General features: G+C 34.2%; 16 protein-coding genes. 10 read left to right on the top strand and 6 right to left on the bottom strand.

Features of this window, described 5'->3' with window-relative positions:
• Positions 1 to 259 precede the first annotated feature (259 nt).
• From thrA to ACRHOC_RS05615, 5 genes are read left to right on the top strand one after another with little or no spacing between them, the layout of a single operon-like run.
• Positions 260 to 2,734 (top strand): bifunctional aspartate kinase/homoserine dehydrogenase I, encoded by a 2,475-nt coding sequence (thrA, locus tag ACRHOC_RS05635; RefSeq protein ID WP_431157615.1) that lies wholly within the window; start codon positions 260 to 262, stop codon positions 2,732 to 2,734.
• Positions 2,734 to 3,663 carry a homoserine kinase gene (locus ACRHOC_RS05630; RefSeq protein WP_431157614.1) on the top strand — a complete coding sequence of 310 codons (930 nt, stop codon included), beginning with the start codon at positions 2,734 to 2,736 and terminating at the stop codon, positions 3,661 to 3,663. Before thrA ends, ACRHOC_RS05630 begins: the two co-directional genes overlap by 1 nt.
• Positions 3,660 to 4,964: a threonine synthase gene (gene thrC, locus ACRHOC_RS05625; RefSeq protein WP_431157613.1), complete on the top strand. Its 1,305-nt coding sequence runs from the start codon at positions 3,660 to 3,662 to the stop codon at positions 4,962 to 4,964. The genes ACRHOC_RS05630 and thrC overlap by 4 nt, the downstream gene beginning before the upstream one ends.
• Positions 4,945 to 5,469, top strand: a complete 525-nt coding sequence (locus tag ACRHOC_RS05620; protein WP_431157612.1) for a GNAT family N-acetyltransferase — start codon at positions 4,945 to 4,947, stop codon at positions 5,467 to 5,469. The genes thrC and ACRHOC_RS05620 overlap by 20 nt, the downstream gene beginning before the upstream one ends.
• A 47-nt stretch (positions 5,470 to 5,516) precedes the next feature.
• Positions 5,517 to 6,599: a T9SS type A sorting domain-containing protein gene (locus ACRHOC_RS05615; RefSeq protein WP_431157611.1), complete on the top strand. Its 1,083-nt coding sequence runs from the start codon at positions 5,517 to 5,519 to the stop codon at positions 6,597 to 6,599.
• Here ACRHOC_RS05615 and holA read toward each other — a convergent pair.
• Positions 6,596 to 7,600 carry a DNA polymerase III subunit delta gene (gene holA, locus ACRHOC_RS05610; protein WP_431157610.1) on the bottom strand — a complete coding sequence of 335 codons (1,005 nt, stop codon included), beginning with the start codon at positions 7,598 to 7,600 and terminating at the stop codon, positions 6,596 to 6,598. The two genes, ACRHOC_RS05615 and holA, sit on opposite strands and share 4 nt — an antisense overlap.
• Positions 7,601 to 7,679: 79 nt before the next feature.
• On the opposite strand from holA, the gene ACRHOC_RS05605 reads away from it, so the two are divergent.
• From ACRHOC_RS05605 to ACRHOC_RS05595, 3 genes are all read left to right on the top strand, one after another.
• Positions 7,680 to 8,129, top strand: coding sequence for a type I restriction enzyme HsdR N-terminal domain-containing protein (locus ACRHOC_RS05605; RefSeq protein WP_431157609.1), 450 nt, complete (start codon positions 7,680 to 7,682; stop codon positions 8,127 to 8,129).
• The gene (locus tag ACRHOC_RS05600) at positions 8,126 to 9,121 is read left to right on the top strand and encodes a glycosyltransferase family 2 protein (RefSeq protein ID WP_431157608.1); all 996 of its coding nucleotides are present in this window, start codon (positions 8,126 to 8,128) and stop codon (positions 9,119 to 9,121) included. Before ACRHOC_RS05605 ends, ACRHOC_RS05600 begins: the two co-directional genes overlap by 4 nt.
• 103 nt (positions 9,122 to 9,224) lie before the next feature.
• Positions 9,225 to 10,082 carry an OmpA/MotB family protein gene (locus tag ACRHOC_RS05595; RefSeq protein WP_431157607.1) on the top strand — a complete coding sequence of 286 codons (858 nt, stop codon included), beginning with the start codon at positions 9,225 to 9,227 and terminating at the stop codon, positions 10,080 to 10,082.
• Positions 10,083 to 10,142: 60 nt separating this feature from the next.
• Here ACRHOC_RS05595 and ACRHOC_RS05590 read toward each other — a convergent pair whose 3' ends face one another.
• From ACRHOC_RS05590 to ACRHOC_RS05570, 5 genes are all read right to left on the bottom strand, one after another.
• Positions 10,143 to 12,470 (bottom strand): YfbK domain-containing protein, encoded by a 2,328-nt coding sequence (locus ACRHOC_RS05590; RefSeq protein ID WP_431157606.1) that lies wholly within the window; start codon positions 12,468 to 12,470, stop codon positions 10,143 to 10,145.
• 91 nt (positions 12,471 to 12,561) lie between these two features.
• On the bottom strand, positions 12,562 to 13,644 hold the full coding sequence (locus tag ACRHOC_RS05585) for an AMP-binding protein (protein WP_431157605.1): 1,083 nt from the start codon (positions 13,642 to 13,644) through the stop codon (positions 12,562 to 12,564).
• Positions 13,645 to 13,647: 3 nt separating this feature from the next.
• Complete coding sequence (locus ACRHOC_RS05580) at positions 13,648 to 14,607, bottom strand: lysostaphin resistance A-like protein (protein WP_431157604.1); 960 nt, start codon at positions 14,605 to 14,607, stop codon at positions 13,648 to 13,650.
• 2 nt (positions 14,608 to 14,609) lie between these two features.
• On the bottom strand, positions 14,610 to 15,644 hold the full coding sequence (menC, locus tag ACRHOC_RS05575) for an o-succinylbenzoate synthase (protein WP_431157603.1): 1,035 nt from the start codon (positions 15,642 to 15,644) through the stop codon (positions 14,610 to 14,612).
• Between the two features lie 3 nt (positions 15,645 to 15,647).
• Complete coding sequence (locus tag ACRHOC_RS05570; protein WP_431157602.1) at positions 15,648 to 16,337, bottom strand: DUF2490 domain-containing protein; 690 nt, start codon at positions 16,335 to 16,337, stop codon at positions 15,648 to 15,650.
• A 15-nt stretch (positions 16,338 to 16,352) separates the two neighbouring features.
• Between ACRHOC_RS05570 and ACRHOC_RS05565 the strand changes: the two genes are divergently transcribed.
• Positions 16,353 to 17,291: a sterol desaturase family protein gene (locus tag ACRHOC_RS05565; RefSeq protein ID WP_431157601.1), complete on the top strand. Its 939-nt coding sequence runs from the start codon at positions 16,353 to 16,355 to the stop codon at positions 17,289 to 17,291.
• Positions 17,284 to 18,072, top strand: a complete 789-nt coding sequence (locus ACRHOC_RS05560) for an SDR family oxidoreductase (RefSeq protein WP_431157600.1) — start codon at positions 17,284 to 17,286, stop codon at positions 18,070 to 18,072. The genes ACRHOC_RS05565 and ACRHOC_RS05560 overlap by 8 nt, the downstream gene beginning before the upstream one ends.

The following is an 18,072-nucleotide window of genomic DNA, read 5'->3' as shown; positions in this document are numbered from 1 at the left end:
TTATGAAAAGAAAACGGCTTTTTTACCGATTCCTCAAAAAAAATCAATTTGTTTTTTTCTTGTCGTAAAAATAATACATTTGTTGAGGAATGAAGAAAAAAATGCACATATCAATTAATACCTTGGTTAACTCTGACCGTGCAACATTTTCTATGTTTTTTATCTCTACAATTATTACCCTTAGGGGTATGATGTGTATATAAACTTCGTTTTGACTAAAGTCTATTTAAGACCATAAATTTCCTTTAAAAATTAAATTATGAAAGTGCTAAAGTTCGGAGGGACATCTGTAGGTTCCGCTGAAAATATAAATAAAGTAATATCCATTTTACAACAAGAATCTAATACAACAGATATTGCCGTTGTAGTATCGGCAACAGGTGGTGTTACAGATAAACTCATCGAAGCAGGTGAATTTGCTTGCGCAAAAAATGATGAATACAAAAGCAAATACAATAAGATCTGGAGTATCCACAACCAAGTTATTGAAGGTCTTTATGAAAATCCTGAAAATGACCCTAAAATAAAAAAGCAACACGATGAACTTCTTGAAATCATTAGTGATAAGCTTAACGAGCTACAAAATCTACTTAATGGTATTTATTTAATAAATGAGTTGTCACCTAAAACTAAAGACAAGCTTCTAAGTTTTGGAGAATTTTGTTCATCAACTATAATCAGCCATGTTTTAAAGTCCAGAGGTGTAAATGTCACTTTAAAAAATGCTCAAGATTTAATCATCACAGATTCCAATTATAATAATGCGCAGGTTGATTTTAAAATCACCAACAATAACATTACCGATTTCTTTACAGAAAAAAAGGCGACAATAACACTATTACCAGGATTTGTTTCTAAATCATCAAGTGGTGATACTACGACGCTCGGCAGAGGTGGTTCTGACTATACCGCAGCAATAATTGCAGCTGCTATAAATGCCAATGAGCTACAAATCTGGACAGATGTGAGTGGTATGTTTACAACCAATCCAAAACTTGTTAAACAAGCTTCTCCAATCACAGAATTGTCTTATCAAGAAGCGGTTGAGCTTTCGCATTTTGGTGCTAAGGTACTTTATCCACCTACAGTTATGCCTGTTTTGAAGAAACATATCCCTATTGTAATTAAAAATACAATGGATCCAGAAGCCGTTGGTACCACAATATCTCTAGATAAAAAGGCTAATGGCATGTCTCCTGTTAAGGGTATAAGTAATATAGATGGTATTGCACTTTTAACACTGCAAGGAAACGGTATGGTCGGTGTGCCTGGTTTTAGTAAACGATTGTTTGAAACGCTAGCACAGGAAAAGATTAATATTATTCTTATCACACAGGCCTCTTCAGAACATTCCATATGCTTTGGAATCGCCGAGGGCGAAGCAAAACGTGCTAAAAAGGCCATAGATAAGACTTTTGAGTATGAAATTGAATTGCAAAAAATAGATACCATTGAAATAGAAAAAGATCTTTCTATTATCGCTGTTGTGGGAGACCGAATGAAAAGCCATCAAGGCATTAGTGGAAAGATGTTTAGTACATTGGGTAAGAACAATGTGAACATTCGTGCCATTGCTCAAGGTGCATCTGAACGAAATATTTCTGCTGTTATTCATAAGAACGATGTAAAAAAAGCGCTTAATTGTTTACACGAAGAATTTTTCGAAACAAAATCGAAACAGATTAACCTCTTTATCACAGGCGTTGGAAATGTAGGAGAACGTCTCATTGAACAGATGCAGCAACAAAAGGCCTATTTAAAGGAAAACTTCAAAATTAAATTAAGAGTTATAGGTTTGTCTAATTCTAGAACTATGCTCGTTAATGATGAAGGAATTAACCTCGAGCAATGGAAAACTTTACTCTCTAAAGGAGAAAAGGCTAGCTTGGATGGCTTCTTTAATCTGGCTAAAAATCTAAACCTAAGAAATTCTGTGTTTATTGATATCACCGCAAATGCAGAAGTGGCGAAAGTTTATCCTTGGTATTTAAAAGAAAGTATCTCTGTTGTGGCTTGTAATAAAATTGCATGTTCAGGTGACTTTGCTTACTATGATAAACTTAAAACATTGGCAAGAAAATACAATACCTCCTTCTTATTTGAAACTAATGTCGGTGCTGGGTTACCAATCATCGATACACTCAATCATTTAATTACATCTGGAGATAAGATTAATACGATTCAGGCTGTTTTATCAGGTAGTCTCAATTTCATATTTAATAATTTTAATTCAGACACTACATTTCATGATGTCGTTAAGCAGGCTCAGTTAGAAGGGTACACAGAACCAGATCCTAGAATTGATCTAAGCGGTGTAGATGTAGCACGAAAAATTCTAATTTTAGCAAGAGAAAGTGGTCATAAGTTAGAATTAGCTGATATTGAAAGTAAAAATTTCTTAACTGAGAATGCTATTAATGTAACTACAGTGGAAGATTTCTTTGAGACCTTAAAAAATGATGAGAACTATTACCAAGGCTTGTATAAAGATGCGATTGCTAATAACTGCCAATTAAAATTTGTGGCATCGTTTGAAAACGGCAAAGCGCGAGTTGGACTAGAACAAATTGAAGAAGACCATCCATTTTATAATCTCGAGGGTAAGGATAATATAGTAATGTTTTATACAAATCGTTACAAGGAGCAACCAATGATTGTTAAAGGTGCTGGAGCAGGTGCAGAAGTAACGGCATCTGGTCTTTTTGCAGATATAATAAGAACCGCTTACAACTAATGACAGAAATTAAAATATTCTCACCAGCAACGGTAGCCAATGTGGCCTGTGGTTTCGACGTACTCGGTTTTTGTCTAGATTCCGTAGGTGATTACATGACCATAAGAAAGACCGATGAAAAGGGAATTAGAATTACTAAAATTGATGGATTTGATCTTCCCTATGAAGCCGAAAAGAATGTTGCTGGAGTTGCGGCTTTAGCCATGTATAAGGATCTTGATCTTGATCTTGATTGTGGTTTTGAAATTGAAATTGATAAACGTATCAGACCAGGAAGCGGTATTGGGAGTAGTGCGGCAAGTGCATCTGGTAGTGTATATGGCATTAACGAATTACTCGGTAGACCAAAGGACAAAACTGAATTGACGTTTTATGCCATGCAAGGTGAAGCGCTTGCAAGTAACTGTGAACATGCCGACAATCTTGCACCAGGAATTTTTGGAGGATTTACACTTGTTAAGTCAATAAACCCTCTTAAAGTCATATCGCTACCAACGCCATCAGAGCTATACGCGACCATAATACACCCTCAAATAGAGATAAAAACGGCTGAATCACGCGCTATACTTCCAAAAGAGGTGCCTTTAGGTAAAGCAATAAATCAATGGGCAAATGTTGGTAGCTTGGTACATGCCTTGCATACTTCAGACTATAGTCTAATAAAAAATGCGCTAGAAGATGTAATTATTGAGCCCTTTAGAAAAGCGCTTATTCCAAATTTCGACATACTAAAAGCCAACGCACTTAAAGCCGGAGCTCTTGGATGCGCCATTTCGGGCTCTGGACCGTCTGTTTTTGCCTTAAGTAAGGGTAAAAATATAGCTGAAGACGTTGAAAGCGCTATGCGACAAACATTCGCTAACACTTCAATAGCTATTGAGACTTATGTTTCTAAAATTAATGTTGAAGGCATAAAAACTTTAGAATGAACTATTATTCATTAAATAAACAAGCACCAGATACTTCGTTTCAAAAAGCAGTTGTGAGAGGTCTTGCACCAGACAAGGGGTTGTATTTTCCTGAGACCATTTCACCTTTACCTGATTCATTTTTTGACAATATTGAATCTTTGTCAAATACAGAAATAGCTTTTGAAGCGATTAAGCAATTTGTTTTACCAGAAATTCCAGAAGCTGAACTAAAATCAATCATTGAAGAAACTCTCGATTTTGATTTTCCCATTGTAGAATTTAATAATCAAATTTCAACATTAGAACTCTTCCATGGACCAACAATGGCCTTTAAAGATGTTGGTGCAAGGTTTATGGCGAGGTGTTTGGGATATTTCAATAAGTCAAATACGAATGAAGTTACAGTATTAGTAGCAACCTCAGGTGATACAGGTGGTGCTGTAGCTAATGGTTTTCTTGGTGTTAAAGGCGTAAAGGTAGTTATCCTCTACCCTTCTGGTAAAGTAAGTGAAATTCAAGAAAAACAATTAACTACACTGGGCCATAACATTACTGCTTTGGAGGTAGATGGTGTATTTGATGATTGCCAGGATATGGTTAAAAAAGCTTTTATCGACCATGAGCTCACCGATCAAATGCAACTCACATCAGCAAATTCAATTAATATTGCACGTTGGTTGCCTCAATTATTCTATTACCTTTTTGCATACAAGCAATTAAAATCTAAATACGACGATATCGCTTTTTCTGTTCCAAGTGGTAACTTCGGAAATATTTGTGCTGGAATGGTGGCACAAAAACTTGGTCTGCCGGTTAAGCAATTTATTGCATCAAATAATGCTAATGATACTGTCGTTAATTACATGGCTACACAAACCTATTTAGCTAAGCCGTCAGTACCAACCATAAGCAACGCTATGGACGTAGGTAATCCTAGTAATTTCATTCGAATTCAAGAACTTCATAATCATAATTTTGAAGACTTAAAGTCTAATTTATCTTCATTTAGTTATACAGATAAAGAAACGAAAGAGGCACTTTTAGAAATAAACCAACTTTATAATTATATCGCAGATCCGCACGGTGCCGTTGGATACTTAGGTGCAAAAGACTATTTAAAAGATAATAGCGCACATGTTGTTTTTCTTGAAACTGCACATCCAACAAAATTTTTAGATGTTGTGGAAGAGGTCATAGACACTAAAGTTGACTTACCGCCTCAGATCAAAGCAGTAATGGATAAGGAAAAAACAGCCGTTAAAATTGAGTCTTATGAAGATTTAAAGAATTTTCTTCTCGATGAAAACAGAGCATTATAGTTTCAACACTGAGCGTTTACATATAAGACCCGTAAGTACTGATGATGCACCTTTCATTCTTGAGCTTATGAATAGTCCTAAATGGATAAAGTACATTGGGGATCGTAATATACATACAATTGAAGAGGCCAAGAACTATATTACAGATAAGGCCTTATCGCAATTAAAAACACATGGCCATACAAACAATGTAGTAATTCGAAAAGCAGATAACACAAAACTCGGTACTTGCGGTATCTACCACAGGGAAGGTACTGAACTACCCGATATTGGTTTTGCCTTTTTACCAAATTATGAAGGTAAAGGCTATGCCTTTGAAGCCATGCAGCAAATAATGCAATTCGCCCAAGTGAATTTAAAGCTAAAGTCAGTGAGAGCCTTCACTATGGAGGATAATGCGTCTTCAAAAAAATTGCTATCTCGTTTAGGTTTAGAATTAGTAGGTCTTAGAAAATTTCCTGGTGGTGAAGAAGAATTATTGATGTATCAAAAAGACTTCTCTTAATAGATAATACTCTATATTTCTTAAATTTATAACCTAATCAAATTGTTATGAAAAGGAATTTCCTGTTTGTCTTTACATGGATTTATGTTTCGTCATTTTCACAGAACTATAATCTATTAACAGATTTAGATTCAAGTCTACAAGAAACATCAGGTTTACTCTATCTCAACAATACCATTATTACTCATAATGATTCGGGTAATACCAATCAGCTTTTTGAAATTGATCCGTCAGATGGAACCATTTCTAGAACCATAACCATTAGCAATGCTACCAACTCAGATTGGGAAGATATCGCATATGACGACTCCTATATTTACATTGCAGATATTGGTAATAACCAAGGCACAAGAACTGATTTGAAGATCTATAGGATCTTACGTTCAGATTATTTTGCTAATACAACAGTTATGGGTGAGGTCATAAATTTTAGCTACAGTGATCAAGTTGATTTTACACCATCCCCTTTTTCGACAAATTTTGATGCTGAGGCGCTTATACACTATAACAATAAGCTCTATATCTTCACCAAGAATTGGATTGATGCCACAACAAATATTTATAAGCTGTCAGATACTCCCGGAACTCATACGGCAACCTTAGTTGATACGTTTGATTCTGAAGGATTAATTACTGGTTCGACTTACAACACCATAAATGGAGAAATAATGCTAGTAGGATATGATGGAATGGGATCCTTCTTAATTCAGTTGAATGGATTTAATAATGAGTTATTTTCCAACGGAACTATTCAGAAGACATCCCTAAACGTTCCTACGAATTACTCAACACAAACTGAAGGTGTAGCTTCAACATCATCGAATGAATATCTAATTAGTGCCGAGGAATTATCAGGAAACTCCCAAGGCTTATATAGTTTTAACACCTCGACACTTTCAACTACTGAAGTTGAGAACACGGTATTGAATTTTCATCCAAATCCTGCATCTAAAGAAATAAAATTGAATAAGGAAAACTGCACGACTAACATCTATTCTCTAAAGGGTGAACTCGTGTTAAATTCAAAAGCCTCTACAATAGATATATCTCAATTAGAAAAAGCCATTTATATCATAAAAATTAAGGCAGTTGATGGCGGATTTCTAATTTCAAGATTGGTGATCGATTAGTTTAAAATCTTCACTAATAATTCTTTGAGTAGATCGCCTTGTGGCACTGCATTGGCACCAACACCTTTACCCTTCACATCAAATTCGCGTAGCATGGCGATAACGCTACTTACTTTTTTCATCGGGTAATTACGAGTTGCAACTATATATTCATTTACGAAATACGGATTAATGCGTAATGCCGAAGCCACATTTCGAGGAGACTTATCGCTCATACCGTGCAAATGCAATAACTGTGAGAAGAAATTAAACAACAATGAAATGGTAACAACCATTGGATTGTCTTTAGGGTTATCAGCAAAATACTTCGCAATTTGATGTGCCTTAACCACATTTTTATCGCCAATGGCCTTACGCAACTCAAAATTATTGAAGTCCTTACTAATACCTATATTTTCTTCGATATGCTCTGGCGTAATCTGAGTACCTTCTGGTAAAATGATTTTTAGTTTATTGAGCTCGTTATCTATTTTACTCAAATCGGTTCCTAAAAACTCAACCAGCATTTGAGCTGCTTTAGGAGATATTGTGTATTTCTGGCCGTTTAATACACGTCTTATCCAATCTGAAACTTGGTTTTCGTACAACTTTTTACTTTCGAATACGACACCAGATTTCTTTAATGCTTTGTAAAGCGCTTTACGCTTATCAATTTTTTTGTATTTATAATTAACAACAAGAATGGTACTTGGTTGTGGATTTTCTGCATAACTCACCAATTTCTCAATGGTTCTACTTAAATCTTGAGCTTCCTTAACAATAATAACCTGGTGCTCAGCCATCATAGGGAAACGCTTTGCATTACTTACTATATCTTCTACCGCAATATCTCTACCATACAGTACTATTTGATTAAATCCCTTTTCGGATTCATCTAATACATTGTCTTCAATAAATTCTGAGATTTTATCTATATAATAAGGTTCCTCACCCATTAAAAAATAAATAGGCTTTAGATTTCCATTCCTAATTTCAGATAAGAGTTGTTTAACTTCTTCCAACTGCAGTATGCATTAATATTACAAGCAAAATTTTAGCAAATAATAAAACAGAATCCTATTTAAGTTTTAATTTTGTTAAGTGCAAGAGCTTAACTTTCCTCCGTTTCAATACCGACTCAAAAGTACAGAAAATAAAGTTTCTATTTTTGATGTAATTCGGAAAAAATTTATCATTCTTCAGCCCGAAGAATGGGTGAGACAGCACTGTATTCATTATTTGATAAATAGCAAAGCTTATCCAAAATCTTTGATTAATGTTGAGAAAGAACTTGTAATAAACGGTCTTAAAAAACGCTATGATATTGTTGTGTTTAATTCAGATGGGAGTATTCATCTCATCGTAGAATGTAAAGCTCCAAATATTAAGATAGATCAATCTTCTTTTGATCAAATTGCACGTTATAATCTTTCATTAAACGCTTCTTTTTTAATGGTAACCAATGGATTAAATCACTATTATTGCCAAATGAGTTACGAAGAAAATCGTTATATCTTCCTAAAAGATATTCCAAATTATAAAACATCTTGACATATAGTTATAAAGACATAGCAATTGTTATTTTAAACTGGAATGGTAGAAAACTCTTAGAGACATTTCTACCCTCTGTAATTGAGTATTCTGGCAAGGCGAAACTGTACATTGCTGATAATGCCTCAACTGATGACTCCATTTCTTTTCTAAAGAGCCAATATCCAAACATCCAAATCATAGAGAATAATATCAATGGTGGTTATGCAAAGGGTTATAATGATGCATTAAAACATGTTATTGAGCCAATCGTTTGTCTTTTAAATAGCGATGTCGAAGTCACTGATAATTGGCTAAACCCAGTTTTAGAAACCTTTAATGTAGACGAAAGTATCTCTATAGTTCAGCCCAAAATATTGGATTATAAAAACAAAGCGTATTTTGAATATGCTGGTGCTGCTGGTGGATTTATTGATAAATATTGTTACCCCTTTTGTAGAGGTCGCATATTTAATACTATCGAAAAAGATGAAGGACAGTACAATGACGAGACTTCTATTTTCTGGGCTTCTGGAGCTTGCTTTTTTATTAAAAACAACGTTTTCAAATCCTTAGGAGGATTTGATGAAACTTATTTTGCTCATATGGAGGAGATTGATTTATGCTGGCGCGCGTATAATCAAAACTTTGTAACTAAATATACAAGTCGTTCTATTGTGTACCATGTTGGTGGTGCTACTTTAAAGAACACTAATCCCAAAAAAACTTATCTCAATTTCCGTAATAGTTTAATTACACTCGCCAAGAATACAGACAGTGCTTTAATGAGTAGAGTCTTTACACGCATGGTTTTAGATGGCATAGCTGCAATTCGGTTTTTATTTCAGCTCAAACCTTTATTCTTTGTTGCAGTACTAAAAGCACATGGATCATTTTATTGGAGACTTCGAAGCGTACTTCAGCAACGTAAGAAATTGAAAAAAAGACCAGGATATTTTGAGAAAAATTCAATTGTTTGGTCTTATTTCATCCAAAAAAACAAAACTTTTTAATTGTTTATAAAAACGTTAAAAAATTTGTTAATCCATTCTCTTTCAAATTTTCTTTTCTATAATTTTGAGTTGTTATAATTAACAATTAAACTGAAAACAGATTATGAAAAAACTAATATTATTGAGTTTTTGCTCCATGATGTTATTAGCGTCTTGTGTATCTAAGAAGGATTATATGGCGCTTGAAGAAAAACAGAAAGAGACACAAGATTTACTCAACACAGCTACTGTAAAATTAAACAAGTGTCTTTCTGATGCTGCGGCAGCTAGTGCTAGAGTTGAAACTATGAAAGATCAGTTAGAAGATCTTCGTAAAGCCAACCAAGATTTAATTGACACTAAGGGAAATCTAACTACATTAACGCAAAAGGGTGCTGAAAACCTTGAACGTTCATTAGAAAGCCTAAAAGAAAAAGATTTAAAAATCTCACGTTTACAAGATGCCTTAACAAAGAAAGATAGTGTAACACTTGCTATAGTAACGAGTCTTAAAAAGGAAGTAGGTATCAATGATCCGGATATTGAAATCAATGTTGAAAAAGGTGTTGTATTTATTTCTATAGCAGATAAGCTTTTATTTAAAAGCGGTAGTTACAACGTAACGGATAAAGCTAAGAGTGTATTGGCAAAAGTTGCTAAAGTAATTAATAGCAAGCCAAGTTTTGAAGCTATGGTAGAGTCTCATACTGATGATGTACCATACAGTAAGCCACCATTATTAGATAACTGGGACCTTAGTGTAAAACGTGCTACATCTGTTGTACGCGTACTTGAGGAATTAGAGGTTAATCCTCAACAATTAATTGCTGCAGGACGTAGTTATCATGTTCCTTTAGTTGCGAATGATACTGCTGAAAACAAAGCTAAAAACAGAAGAACTAGAATTATCGTATTACCAAAAATTGATGAGTTCTACGAAATGATTGAAGAAGAAATGAAGAATCTTTCTGCTGGAAATTAATTAAGGAATAAAAATAAAAAAAGGCCCTAAGACAAAATCTTAGGGCTTTTTTATTACACCTTATTGAATATAATTATAGGACTTTACTAGTCTTAAAAACTCAGCACGATATCCTTGTTTGTCATCGCCTCTGCCCTTTTCACCAAGTTCAATAATCTTAGCAAGATTAGCATTATTATCATATTTAGATTGCCTAAGCTTCATACCAAATAAAGCGACTGCTGAAGCAAAATACATATCTTGTGAAAGCTTAGAAACTTCAGTATCTTGAATGTGGACCAGTTCAATACTCTTTGACTCTTGAGGCTTTTTATACCTAAATTTTACCGTAAAAAGTTCGTCGTTGTAATCACTAGTTTTAAGCTTCTCTACGTATTTAAGCTCTGGTATTTGACTAAGATAACTACTTTCAACACCCACAGGAATGACTTCATATAAAGCAGTGACAGTATGCCCACTGCCCAATTCTCCTGCATCTTTGGTGTCGTCGACAAAATCTTCATCAGCTAAAAGCCTGTTTTCATACCCAATTAGTCTGTATGCTTGTACCTTATTAGGATTAAATTCTATTTGAATTTTCACATCCTTAGCTATTGTAAATAAGGTACCTCCAAATTCCTTCTCAAACACTTTTTGTGCTTCTTGCATATTATCGATATATGCATGATTTCCATTTCCTTTATCTGCCAAGGTCTCGAGTTTAGAATCTTTATAGTTCCCGTAGCCAAAACCTAATACTGATAAGAATACACCAGTTTTTCTCTTTTCCTCAATTAAAGTTTGCATCTCTCTATCCGTAGAAGCACCTACATTAAAGTCTCCATCTGTAGCGAGGATAACTCTATTGTTGCCGTTTTTAATAAAGTTATCTTGCGCTATTTTGTAAGCCAAATTAATCCCTTCACCACCAGCAGTTGAACCACCTGCCTCGAGATTATCTAGAGCGTCTAATATCTTCTCTTTTTTATTGCCACGAGTTGGTTCTAAAACTAATCCAGCAGATCCTGCATATACTACAATTGAGACTTTATCCTTTTCTCTAAGTTGATTTACTAAAAGCTTAAATGCACTTTTTAGTAATGGTAATTTATTCGGATATCCCATAGAACCAGAAACATCAATTAAAAAAGTTAGATTAGACGCAGGCAACTCCTCATTTTCATAAATTTTACCTTGCAGACCAATTCTTACCAAATTAGTGTCTTGGTGCCATGGTGTTGTAACAACCTCGGTAGAAATAGAAAAAGGATGTTGATCTTCTGGTTGCGGGTAATCATAGTCAAAATAATTTATCATTTCCTCTATTTTAACCGCATCTGGCTCAATAAAATTTCCATTATTAATCATTCGTCTTACATTGCTATATGAGGCTTTATCTACATCAATTGAAAAGGTGGAGAGAGGATTAACCAAAGTCTTCTCAAAACTATTTTCACTAATTACAGCGTAGCTTTCATTATTACATCTAAAGTTTCCCTTTTGGGTTGTTATAACTATGCACCCATGTTTTGCGATCTTACCAAACTTGTCTTTTGCGTCTCTGTGATCGTAGACTTTTTTACTTTCAATATCCGCCTCTGGTATACTTTCGACAATATGATTGTTAATTTTATTAATTGGTCTACCGTCAACGATATAAAGTGGTTCCTTTTTACTATTTGACTCACCTTTGGTTGAAACAACTATGACACCATTTGCTCCTCTACTACCATAAATAGAGGTTGCGCTTGCATCTTTTAATACTGTGATGTTGTTGATGTCATTAGGAGAGACATTATTAAGATTTTCGTCTGAAATAACACCATCTACAATATAAAGTGGTTTATTATTACCATTAATAGATCCAAATCCTCTAATAAGAATTCTTGAAGCTTCCTTAGATTTATCTGAACCTTCAACAATCGTCACACCACCTACTTCACCTTGTAATGACTGATTAATTGAATTAGATTGAATCTGCCCAGCTAATTTATTTTGATAAGCCTTTTTATTTTGCCTTCTTATTTGAGCCTTAGTGGGTCCAGAAGAAATTACCGAAGAGCTTGCGTAAGCACGTCTTGTTGTTATACCATAGCCTACAACCACTACTTCATCCAAAGCATTCTCAGTTAGAGAGACTTCATAGTGTTCTTGTCCATTAACAATGAACTCTGCAGAATCCATAGCTACATAACTTACAATTATGACATCACCATAATTGGCTTGGATTGTAAATTTACCATCAAAATCTGTTTGTGTACCAATCGAAGTACCTTTAATTAGTACTGTAGCTCCTGGTAATGGTAGTCCGTCACTAGCAGTAGTTACGGTTCCTTTAACCATCATTTGTTGTCCGAAACTTGCTATTGTAATAAACAATACAAGCAATGTTGAAGAAAGTGTTTTCATTGGTTTAGTGTTTAAAGTTCTAATAAAACTATTCACACATTAACCAAATTAAAACAGGTAATGAGTCAATGAGACTTTTTGGTAAGTAAAGCTACCCTATTGCTTTTTTAATGGTTTTATTTCGTTGAATTTTACCATTTACAGTTTCCTCAAAATTATTGAGGATATAAATGTCTTTAGGAACCTCGAATTTAGTGAGTCCTTTGAGTTTTTTAATTCTATTAAAAATGGAGTCCTTTGAATCTCTAGGGTTTTCTATAATTAATATCAATTTTTCTCCTAGGGTACCGTCTTCTTCACCAGCTACAATGAAACGCTCATCAATAATAGGTTGAAGCTTATTTTCAATTTGCTCCGGAAACAACTTTACACCACCAGAATTTATCACATTATCATATCGTCCTAATAATTGAAAACTCGTTGGCGATTTTAAATCTACTATATCATTTGTAACAAGTGCTTCATCCACAAGTTTTGAAGCATTTATAATGAGACAATCTCTTTCGTCTTTATCAAAAGATACATTTGGCAATGCACTAAAGTATGGTTCTCCTTCACCTGCAATAGACTTTAATTGTCTAACAGCAACATGTGTAACCGTTTCAGTCATTCCATAGGTCTCATAAAATTTTGAATCACTATGTGTAATCTGTTCTTGTAAGGGTTGTGTTACAATAGAACCACCAACAATGATTGTCTTAATGTTCTTTGTATAGTTAATAGTATGCTTTAGCTGTAAAGGAATCATTGCACAAAAGTCATAGCGCTTTGCATAATCAAAAACTGGGTGTGCACTTGGCTCAACATGATCAATCTCTAATCCTAAAATCATAGCTCTTACAAGCATCATTTTACCAGCAATGTAATGACTCGGTAGACAATCTAATGCCTTGTCTCCTGGTTCTAAACCAAAATAATCTCCTGTTGCTATTGCTGAATTCACCATAGATTGCTTTTTCAGTTTAATAGCCTTAGGTTTCCCAGTAGAGCCTGAGGTATTTACATACAAAAAGTCATCTTTATTTAACCAATCTATCAGAAAGTTACCGGTTACTTTTTCATATGGCTCTCCCTCCTTTATTAAACTATAGGCAACTTCCTTCAATTCTTCATGATTGAAATGAAGTCCGTTTAATTTAAAACGATTGTGTATTTTGGTATATGATGGTGTCATTTACTATTCTATAATTTTATAATCTTCCTTTGGTGGTTTTTCAACTTTTCCTAATAAGCGTTCTTTCCAATTACTCCAACCGTACATTTTCGATAGAATTACAAGTAAAATTGGAAAGATGACAAAAACAGGAACCACAATATCTATAAATGTTGCCTCTGTTGGATCTGACATATCCTTAAATATAGAATACGTCTGAAAGGCAGTCCAATCTGCAGTAACTAATAGTGCTGTAAATAAATTATTGGCCGCATGAAAACCTAAGGCTAATTCTAAGCCTTCATCCATTAGTGTTATAATTCCTAGAAATAATCCCGTACCTATGTAGTAAACCATAATAATATATCCTAGTTTTTCAACTTCTGGATTCGCAATATGGAGGAGACCAAAAACTAATGATGTAAACAATAATGGAAACCATCTATTCTTTGTAACAACACCTAAACCTTGCATTAAATAGCCTCTAAACAAATACTCTTCACAACTGGTTTGTAGCGGTACCATTAAAATTGCAACAACACATAAAATTGCAAATTTCCCAAAGTCAAAATTTATAACATAATCATCTGGAGCCATAAAATAATCCATTAGCACAAAGCCAGAAGATAAAATTCCCCAACCAAAGAAAATGGTCCAGAATCGCTTCCAATCAATCTTATCTCGCGCTGTTGTTAATTGCGTTAAAGTCATTTTATGCAAGTACTTATTTGCCAAAAGAATACCTAATAATCCAGCAGCAAATGACAATAGCATTAGGAATAAATTTAGATTTGGTTCTAAAATCGTGAGCAAGGTGGTTTCATCAACCTCAAACATGCTCATACCTTGATTGCTTGCTTCAATAAAAACAGCTACTGTTAATGGAATTTGACCAAAAATTACAAATGCAATTACTATAATCGTACCGACAAAATATCTCCATCCATCATGTAATCCTTTGTATGCCTGTTGTATATAATCCATATTTAAAAATTAATTTTCCAATCTTTATTTATATCGTACTGCAAAGTACCATTTTTTACAATTAAAGGCGAATCAAAATTATTCGTAAACAAACTTCCTGTACCTAAACCTTGTGGCAATTTATTTTTAAGTGTATATGTCCATTGAGCAATTCCATTTAGACCAATATTGCTCTCTAAAGCACTAGTTATCCACCATTTTATTCCAGAGGCATTTGCTAGTTCTATCCACTCTGTACTACCATTATAGCCTCCTATTAGACTTGGTTTTAAAATTATATATTGAGGGCGAATTTGTTCTAACATCTGCCTTTTGTCCTCTTTATCAAAAACGCCAATTAATTCTTCATCTAAGGCAATGGGTAAAGGTGTGTTTTCGCATAATTGAGCCATTTCATAATATTGCCCTTGCCTGATTGGTTGCTCAATTGAATGTATTTCATATTCAGATAAGCGTTTGAGCTTTTCTAAGGCCTCATCTGGACTAAAGGCACCATTAGCATCAACTCTAAGTTCAATATCCTTTGATGAGAAATGCTTTCGAATAGATTTTAGAATATCGAGTTCGGTTTTAAAGTCAATAGCACCGATTTTCATTTTTATACAATTAAACCCCGAAGCTATCTTCTCTTTGATCTGTGTTTGCATGAAAGCCTCGTCACCCATCCAAACCAATCCGTTGATTGGAATAACATCTTCTGCCTTTGTAAATTCTGAGGGAAATAAAGAAAAGGGATTTTCACTTGAAAGTGATAAAAATGCCATTTCTAGTCCAAACTGAATGCTTGGAAAAGCTTTTAATTGTTGAAGTAGAGCCCTCTGACCAAGATGAATATTGTTGCAAACCCATTCTAATTTGGATTTATAATCTGATCTATCATCTATAGATAAGCCTCTCAGAATACCGCATTCACCTATGCCAGTTTTATTATCACTTGCCAATTTAATAAACCAAGTTTCTTTGGTCGTAAGTACACCTCGAGAAGTACTGCTAGGTCTTTTAAAATTTAAAATATGCTTGTGATATGTTGCTTGCATATCCTAAAAATTGTGATGCATACTTATTTGAAGTTGGCCTTTTCCCCAGTTCACTGTTTTTTGATTCATCCAACCGAATTGAAACCTTATTTTTGGATTAAGCACATAGCCCAAGCCGAGATAGGTCCTATTTCTATCAAATAATTCAACTTCACGATTATCACCAATATCCGTTTGTCCATTTATAAAAAGCTCATTGTAAAGTGCCATATAAACAGCTTTGGGTTCAAGACTTGACTTATTAAATGGAAGGTTTAAAAACAGATTATATCTATATCGTGTTCTAAAATCTTGATTTTCGACGAATCGTTGTTCATATCTAAAACGATGGGTTAAATAGACCCGATTACCAATTTTTTGAGGTATTAATGCTTCTTGATAAATACGATTTTCTGAGACTATATCATCACTATCTCCATAAGGACCTGTCGAGATATTGGCGTATCCAAAAGTGAACATAATCCCAACATCTTTGGGAGAGTATGTCAAACCTGATCTTAAAAGCAATTGTTCTCTGTCTCCTAATCCTTGCCAATCACGGTATTGTAAATCACCTTGAATTCCAAACTGACTATTATTAAACTTATGGTTATAGAAATACATATACCATGCACCTGTTTGGGATTCATCGATTTGTGCAACCGATAAATAAGTACTTGCCACTAAAAAAACCAAGAACAATTTTAACTTCATAAAAATTCGATATTTTTGAATTGCAAAAATACGCAACTCCAGATTTTAATTAAAGAAATGCCAGATTTTCCAAATATTATACTTTATGCTATACCATTCTTCATTCTAGCCATGTCTTTAGAATTGTATGTAACCCTTAAAACTGGATTAAAATCCTATGAGTCTAAAGATTCATTTTCGTCAATCGCGATGGGCCTTGGTAATGTTATTTTGGGATTTGGTAGTAAAGCAATTGTACTTTTTGTTTTTTTCTTGATTTACGATAATTTTAGCATATTTGAAATTCCGGTTGCATGGTGGTCTTTTATCTTGTTGTTTTTTGCAGATGACTTTTCTTATTATTGGTTTCATAGAATTTCTCACGAATGTCGAATTTTTTGGGCATCGCACATCGTACACCATTCCTCACAACATTATAATTTAAGTACTGCGCTTCGACAAACATGGAGCGGTGGATTTTACACGTTTATATTTTGGCTTTGGCTCCCTTTATTAGGCTTCCACCCTGCAATGATCTTATTGCAAATGTCTATAAGTTTATTATATCAGTTTTGGATTCATACAGAAACCATAAATAAAATGCCAAAATGGTTTGAAGCGGTTTTTAATACACCTTCACATCATCGCGTCCACCATGGCAGTAATCCTATTTATTTAGATAGAAATCATGCTGGTATCCTTATCATTTGGGACAAATTATTTGGAACTTTTCAACCAGAGCTCGAAGATGAGAAAGTAGTTTATGGTTTGGTTAAAAACATAAACACATTTAATCCTATTAAAATCGCTTTTGTTGAATGGATAAATATGTTTAAAGATGTATTTAGCGGTAAAAAGTCGCTTAAAAACCGTTGGTTATATCTGCTTAAGCCACCTGGTTGGAAGCATGACGGCTCTGGCAAAATAAGTGAAGACCTCAGAAACGAATGGATTAAAACAAAAACTAATGTTTAAAGACCAAGTCATTTGGATTACTGGTGCATCGAGTGGTATTGGTGAGGCGCTTGCGAAAACACTATCATTTGAGGGTTGTAAACTTATTTTATCCTCAAGGCGAGAAAAAGCCCTTGAAGAAGTGCGAAATGATTGTAATCAAAGTTCAGATATCCAGGTCTTACCATTTGATCTTGCTTATTACACTGAGATGGAAAAAGTTGTGGAAAAAGCACTTTCATTTTACGGTACCGTAGATATCCTAATTAATAATGGAGGTATAAGTCAAAGATCTCTTATTGCAGATACTGATATATCTGTGGATAAGAAATTAATGGAAATCGATTACTTAGGTACTGTCGCATTGAGCAAGGCATTATTACCACATTTTATAGAAAAGCAATCTGGTTATTACGTTACTGTAACAAGCCTGATGGGAAAATTTAGTTCTCCTTATAGGTCGGCATACTGTGGCGCAAAACATGCGCTACATGGATTTTTCGATGCGTTAAGACTAGAACACGATAAAGACAATATTAAAGTAACCATGATTTGTCCTGGTTTCGTAAACACTAATGTCGCAAGAAACGCCCTTACAGGTGACGGATCAAAATTAGATCAGCAAGATAACGCTACTCAAAATGGTCTTGAACCAGAAGTATTTGCCAAACGTATGCTTAAAGCAATCAAAAAAGAAAAGTTTGAAGCTTACATTGGTAAAGGTGAAACTAAAGGTATTTACTTAAAACGTTTTTTCCCAAGATTGCTCCATAAAGTTATCCTCAGGAGTGCCGTAAGATAA

It is taken from the genome of Winogradskyella poriferorum (assembly GCF_050618035.1).
In the GTDB taxonomy this organism is placed as follows: Bacteria; Bacteroidota; Bacteroidia; order Flavobacteriales; family Flavobacteriaceae; genus Winogradskyella; species Winogradskyella poriferorum_A.
The sequence above is the reverse complement of the archived record's forward strand: the minus strand, read 5'-3'. Positions and strand labels throughout refer to the sequence as shown.